Source organism: Paenimyroides ummariense (assembly GCF_900115115.1).
GTDB classification, from domain to species: Bacteria; Bacteroidota; Bacteroidia; order Flavobacteriales; family Flavobacteriaceae; genus Flavobacterium; species Flavobacterium ummariense.
Map to the genome: position 1 here is coordinate 123,085 of NZ_FOVI01000009.1, position 6,693 is coordinate 129,777.

The window sequence follows — 6,693 nt, forward strand, 5'->3', positions numbered from 1 at the left end:
ATTCTTTATTGAAAATTAAATAAAACAACCAACAAATACCACAAAACCGGTACACTTTCTACCCAAAAAAGCGTGTAATATTTCGATCGGTTTGGGTTGGCATAATAGGTAAATAATGAAATGACAGCTACCAAAATAAGATTGATGATCCATTGATTTCCATAATAATTTACTTTTAAAAATTCCAGAAAATAAAACGGAATCAGCAACAAACCAATCAAATATTTTGTTTTTAAAACACCAATGGTCTGCGGAACGGTTTTAAGTCGGATATCATCGTACTTTAAATCGTTAATTTCGAAAACCAAAATAAGAATCAGTGTAAGAATAAATCGTTGTAAAAACTTAAAAACAATATCACTTTCTATGGCTTGTTCGGCATTTACAATCGGCAGTAATGTAGTAACTCCCGCCCAACACAGCGATACAATGTAGATTTTTATTCCGGCATAATTCCGTAAATTGGTCTTTGATTTGGCAAGCGGAATTACATACAAAACACACAGCAATCCAAAAAAAACAGTGAGTAGCTGTGCTTTTAAATTCAAAAAGAAAAAACTTAGTACCGCAATTAAAAAACTTACAACGCTTAACGCTAAAATACTTTTTAAAAACAGCGATAGTTCTTTTTTCTTGGCAATAACCTGGGCGTATTTAATAAAGTTGTAGCTAAAAACGGTTCCAAAAAAAACCAAATTGGTAACAGCCGCATTAAAAGGCAAATAGCAAAAATAAAAAGTCATTTGCACCAATGCCGTTGTAGCCAGCGCCACATGCAAACTTGCGTGCAAATACCAATCAAAAAAACGCATTATATTTTTAGTACTCTGTTGCTGCATAACTTGTTGCTGTTCACATCACTTTATTTTTTCTATCCGTAAAATTAATCAAATATTAGTTGTATTTTTGCTTTCTTTAAACACAACTATAATTTTATTAATAGCAGATGAAGACAAATGCTTTTGCTTTAAGACACATTGGACCTAGAGCAACCGACTTACAACACATGTTTGACACGGTAGGTGTGAAAGATATGGATCAATTGTTATACGAAACTTTTCCAGACAAAATCCGTTTAGAGAGAGATATCGTTTTAGACGAAGCACTTACAGAATACGAATATTTGGCACACGCTACGGCATTAGGCGCACAAAACAAGGTATTTAAATCAATGATTGGTTTAGGATATAACGAAGCGATCGTTCCGGCTGTTATCCAACGTAATATTTTCGAAAATCCGGGTTGGTACACTGCGTACACACCTTATCAGGCAGAAATTGCTCAAGGACGTTTAGAGGCTTTATTGAATTTCCAGACTACCGTAATTGAATTATCGGGAATGGAAATTGCAAATGCATCGTTATTAGACGAATCTACTGCAGTTGCCGAAGCTATGGCATTGTTGTTTGATGTTCGTACTAGAGATCAAAAGAAAAACAACGCAAACAAGTTATTTGTTTCAGAAGAAATTTTACCTCAAACGTTATCGGTTTTACAAACGCGTTCTACTCCAATTGAAATTGAAGTTGTTGTTGGAAATCACGAAACATTTGAGTTTACAGAAGATTTCTTCGCTGCAATTTTACAATATCCTGGTAAATATGGTCAGGTTCACGATTATGAAGATTTCATAAACAAAGCACATTCAAAAGATATTAAAGTGGCGGTTGCTGCTGATATTTTATCATTAGCACGTTTAAAATCTCCGGGCGAAATGGGTGCCGATGCAGTTGTTGGTACCACTCAGCGTTTTGGTATTCCGTTAGGTTTTGGTGGACCACACGCTGGTTTCTTTACAACTAAAGAAGAATACAAACGTTCTATGCCAGGTAGAATCATTGGTGTTTCTCAAGACACTAACGGAAACCGTGCATTGCGTATGGCATTACAAACACGTGAGCAGCACATTAAACGTGAAAAAGCAACATCTAACATTTGTACTGCACAGGTTTTATTGGCAGTTATGGCGGGTATGTATGCGGTTTATCACGGACCAAAAGGTTTACGCCGCATTGCAAACGAAGCACACGCAAAAGCAGTTACTATTGAAACCGAATTAACTAAATTAGGTTTTGAGCAATTAAACGATGCGTATTTCGATACTATTTTGGTAAAAGCCGATGCTGCTAAAGTAAAAGCTGTTGCCGAAGCGAAAGAATTCAATTTCTATTATGCTGATGCAAATACGGTTTCAATTTCAGTTAACGAAACTATTTCTATAAACGATATTAATACGGTGATTGGTATTTTTGCAGAAGTTGCCGGAAAATCATTCACTGCAGTTACCGAACTTTCTCAAGAAGCTTTGGTTCCTGTAAAATTAGAAAGAACATCTACGTTCTTAGAGCATGAGGTGTTCAACACGTATCATTCAGAATCTCAATTGATGCGTTATATTAAAAAGTTAGAGCGTAAAGATTTGGCATTAAACCATTCTATGATTTCTTTGGGATCTTGTACAATGAAGTTGAATGCAGCAGCAGAAATGTTGCCTTTAAGCAATCCTAACTGGAACAATATCCACCCATTTGCTCCGGCAGATCAAACCAAAGGATATTTAACCATGTTGCATAAATTAGAGCAGCAGTTAAACGTAATTACCGGTTTTGCCGGTACTACATTACAACCAAATTCTGGTGCACAAGGTGAATACGCTGGTTTAATGGTCATTCGTGCATATCACGAATCTCGTGGTGAAGGTCACAGAAACATCGCGTTAATTCCTGCATCGGCTCACGGAACAAACCCTGCATCGGCTGCAATGGCTGGTATGAAAGTGGTTGTTACCAAAACGACTGAAGAAGGAAATATCGATGTAGAAGATTTAAGAGCGAAAGCTGAATTACACAAAGACAATTTATCTTGTGTAATGATTACTTACCCTTCTACACACGGAGTTTACGAATCATCGATCATTGAAATTACTGACTTGATCCACGCTAACGGCGGACAGGTTTATATGGATGGTGCAAATATGAATGCACAAGTTGGGTTGACAAACCCTGCGCGTATTGGTGCCGATGTTTGTCACTTAAACTTACACAAAACCTTTGCAATTCCTCACGGTGGTGGTGGTCCTGGTGTTGGTCCAATCTGTGTGGCACAACACTTAGTAGAATTTTTACCAACAAACCCGGTTATTAAAGTAGGTGGCGATAACGCAATCACTGCAATTTCGGCAGCTCCGTACGGTTCGGCTTTAGTTTGTTTAATTTCTTACGGATATATTTCGATGCTAGGTGCCGATGGTTTGAAACAATCTACCATGACAGCGATCTTGAATGCAAACTATATGAAAGCGCGTTTAAGCGAAGGATACGAAGTATTGTATTCGGGAGAACGCGGACGTGCAGCTCACGAAATGATTATTGACTGCCGTATGTTTAAAGCAAAAGGTATTGAAGTGACTGATATTGCAAAACGTTTAATGGATTACGGTTTCCACGCACCAACGGTTTCTTTCCCTGTGGCTGGAACGTTGATGATTGAACCAACCGAATCTGAAGATTTAGCGGAATTAGATCGTTTTTGTGATGCGATGCTATCAATTCGTAAAGAAATTGAAGCAGCAACAGCTGAAGACACCAACAACGTTTTGAAAAACGCTCCGCATACTTTAGCTATGTTAACTGCCGAAACTTGGGAACAACCTTATTCTCGTGAAAAAGCAGCTTATCCGTTAGAATATGTAGCAGAAAACAAATTCTGGCCAAGTGTACGCCGTGTGGACGATGCTTATGGCGACAGAAACCTTGTTTGCTCTTGTGCTCCTATTGAAGCTTACATGGAAGCGTAATTGCTTTTTGATTATAATAAAAAACTCCCGAGAATTTCTTCGGGAGTTTTTTTATCAAATATATCTGATATTTTAATACCAATCTGCGTGTTGGTTTCTACTTCCTAAATAGAACACAAATCCTGCATTTGCGTTTAAGAAGAAACCACTTTGCGCTTTATAATCAGCATTAAGGAGTTCGCCTCCATAAGAATAGTGCTGCATTAAATTTAACACAGGTGTTACATCCATATAAAAAGCAACCTGATTACTGATTTTCACCATAGGAGTAATACCTAATTGGAGATTTCCTATTTTTTCAAAATCGTAACTTTCTTTCGGTTTTAGAAACGAAATCCCGGCACCACCATGTAACAACAATGTAAACCTTTCTTGAAAAGCGTAATTAAAATTCAGTGCATTACCCAAATTATAAACTGCTTCAAGAGTTACTTTGTGCATTGCTGATTTATTTAAATGATTTTCTTTATCTTGAAAATAAAAATAGGCATACTGCCCTTTCAGTCCAATTTTTTCATTAAACATATAACGTCCCGAAACTTGAAACTGTTTCATAGAGATATAATTAGAAAGACTTGTTTGGTCTTTTGAGTCTTTTGGGTTGAAAGGAAAATGAGCTCCCCCTCCTACTTCTAATGAAAAATTATTAAACTGTTGTGCCTGTGCAGCATTGAATGATAAGAAAAATAGAGATAAAATGATGATAAAACGCATATAATTATTCTTTATAAATATTGTAAGTTTTAAAAGAATTACAAGAACCAGCCCAAACATATTAACAAACTGCATAATAATGATTATAAAGAGTTATTAAAACTCACTACCTTACATTATACAAAAGGTAAGCGATTATCACTCAAACTTTTTTAAAAGAAATATTTACTTTTTACAGCAATGCACTTACTATGTTACTTTGTAGAAAAATTACTCAAAGGCAACAATTTTAACTTATTAAATAAAAGCTCCCGAATTTCTTCGGGAGGTTTTATTTATAATCTATCTGTATCTTTTCGAAAACTATCAATAAATTCTGTGTTTTTCACAAAAGATAAAAAGCTTTTATTTATTTCTTCATTTAAAGTTATGACTTGGATTTCTCCTGAATAATGGATAGAAAAAAGAATATTTTGACGCTCATCTGAAAAATAATGATCCCAGAAATATCCTTCAAACCTTGTTAATGTAAAAAAGTGAGTTAAAAACTCTTTAAAGTCTTTCTGTTCAACTTTTACAGCTCCGTTAAACTTTGTCCAAATACCATTGTTTTTAAAAAACCGTATAGCTTTATTGTAAATAACAGAACTAAAACGTTTAGACATTGGTTTTGAAATCCAAGGTTTATCAATCTGACCTAGAAATAGTAACTCTTTATATTCTAAAAAACTCAATAGTTTCAATAACTCGTCTATTAAAACTGTATTGTTTTCTTCTGTTAATTTTATCCAATAAGAACCGATATAATCCGAACAATAAAAAATATCCTCATCTAAAGTTTTATCGTATGCCAATAAAGGAAAGTTTCTATATTTTACTAAAGCTAAGTCTCTACTTATTAATTTTACCACTGGAAATATTACTTCTTACTCTCGTTTAACAAGCGTTTCATAATTGCCCATTGTTTTAGGGTATCGCGTGCTTCTAACGCCGGGTAGCCCAACATGGTTTTACCGGCTGCTACATCGCCTGTTACGCCAGAACCTGCACCAATTACAGCGCGGTCGCCAATGGTTGTATGGTCTTTAATAGAGGCACTGCCGCCAATAATTACGCCGTTGCCTAATTTAACCGAACCTGCCAAACCGCTGTTACCCGCCATAATACAGAACATGCCCAATTCGCTGTTATGCCCTATTTGTACCAAATTATCTATTTTACAGCCATCGCCAATAATGGTTGAGCTGAATTTACCGCGATCTACACAGGCATTTGCACCTATTTCGACCTGATTACCAATAACTACATCGCCGATTTGTGGGATTTTTACCAAACCACGTTCGGCACACGGACGAAAGCCAAAACCGTCGGCACCAATCGTCGCGTTTGGATGAATAATGCACTGATGACCAATTTTACTGCGCTCGCGCACTACGGTTCCAGACCAAATGGTGGTTTGCTTGCCAATAATACAATCGTCTAAAAGGGTTACGTTTGGGTACAGAATGGTTCCGTCGCCAATTTCGGTACGCGGACCAACATAACAGCATGCTCCTATTTTTACTCCGTTACCAATTTTAGCCGAATCATCGATTACCGCCGTAGGATGAATATCAACAGCAAACTCGGGCATTGGCGAAGCAAATAATTCTAAAACCTGACTCATAGCCAAATCGGCATTATCTACTTGGATAAATGCTCGGTTCTTGCCCGGTTCAATTGAAATATCTTTATTTACAACGGCTACACTTGCGGCTGATGTTTCCCACAGCTTCTCGTATTTCTTGTTTCCTATAAAAGAAATGTGTGACTGTTTTGCTCGGGTAAGTTCTTCGGTTGCTGTGATATTTTGAGAAGTTGTTCCAATAATGGTTCCCTTCAAAATGTCGTTAATTTCAAAAATAGAATACGATTTCATTATATTGTTATTGTTTTTTAGCTGTTTAAGCATCAAATAAACTATAATAACTTTAAATTTCCTATTTTATTTTAAATTGGTTTCTATTTTTTATATTTTAGTTCTCGACTTCGCTCGAACTGACGGCAGTCCGACAGCACTTCGACGTGGCTCAGTGACCAGCTCAGTGACCGGCCCCAACGCTCGTGAAAAGTTTATGAAATTTTAAGGTACGAGCAAGATGCTCGCACCAGCCTTTAGATTTGTTCTTTGAAAAATTCATAAATTTATTAACAACCAAAACTGGCAAAGTACACCATTCGCTCTGCAAAGCTTTTAGACTTAT

General features: G+C 36.4%; 5 protein-coding genes. 1 reads left to right on the top strand and 4 read right to left on the bottom strand.

The window, feature by feature from the left end; genetic code table 11:
• Positions 1-5: 5 nt before the first annotated feature.
• On the bottom strand, positions 6-812 hold the full coding sequence (locus BM253_RS08765; protein WP_177205751.1) for a UbiA prenyltransferase family protein: 807 nt from the start codon (positions 810-812) through the stop codon (positions 6-8).
• A 134-nt stretch (positions 813-946) separates the two neighbouring features.
• On the opposite strand from BM253_RS08765, the gene gcvP reads away from it, so the two are divergent.
• A complete protein-coding gene (gene gcvP, locus BM253_RS08770) occupies positions 947-3,796 on the top strand; it encodes an aminomethyl-transferring glycine dehydrogenase (RefSeq protein ID WP_091522424.1) in 2,850 nt (949 codons plus the stop codon).
• 72 nt (positions 3,797-3,868) lie between these two features.
• Here the strand turns inward: gcvP and BM253_RS08775 are convergent, their stop codons facing one another.
• The 3 genes from BM253_RS08775 to lpxD all read right to left on the bottom strand — a co-directional run bounded on the left by BM253_RS08775 (position 3,869) and on the right by lpxD (position 6,368).
• A complete protein-coding gene (locus BM253_RS08775) occupies positions 3,869-4,510 on the bottom strand; it encodes an outer membrane beta-barrel protein (protein ID WP_177205752.1) in 642 nt (213 codons plus the stop codon).
• A 275-nt stretch (positions 4,511-4,785) separates the two neighbouring features.
• Positions 4,786-5,304: a hypothetical protein gene (locus BM253_RS08780; protein ID WP_091522431.1), complete on the bottom strand. Its 519-nt coding sequence runs from the start codon at positions 5,302-5,304 to the stop codon at positions 4,786-4,788.
• 65 nt (positions 5,305-5,369) lie between these two features.
• Complete coding sequence (lpxD, locus tag BM253_RS08785; protein WP_091522466.1) at positions 5,370-6,368, bottom strand: UDP-3-O-(3-hydroxymyristoyl)glucosamine N-acyltransferase; 999 nt, start codon at positions 6,366-6,368, stop codon at positions 5,370-5,372.
• Positions 6,369-6,693: the final 325 nt, after the last annotated feature.

Coding starts and splice junctions, on each gene's coding strand:
- BM253_RS08765 (WP_177205751.1), bottom strand. CDS start 812: ATGCGTTTTTTTGATTGGTATTTGCACGCAAGTTTGCATGTGGCGCTG.
- lpxD (WP_091522466.1), bottom strand. CDS start 6,368: ATGAAATCGTATTCTATTTTTGAAATTAACGACATTTTGAAGGGAACC.
- gcvP (WP_091522424.1), top strand. CDS start 947: ATGAAGACAAATGCTTTTGCTTTAAGACACATTGGACCTAGAGCAACC.
- BM253_RS08775 (WP_177205752.1), bottom strand. CDS start 4,510: ATGCGTTTTATCATCATTTTATCTCTATTTTTCTTATCATTCAATGCT.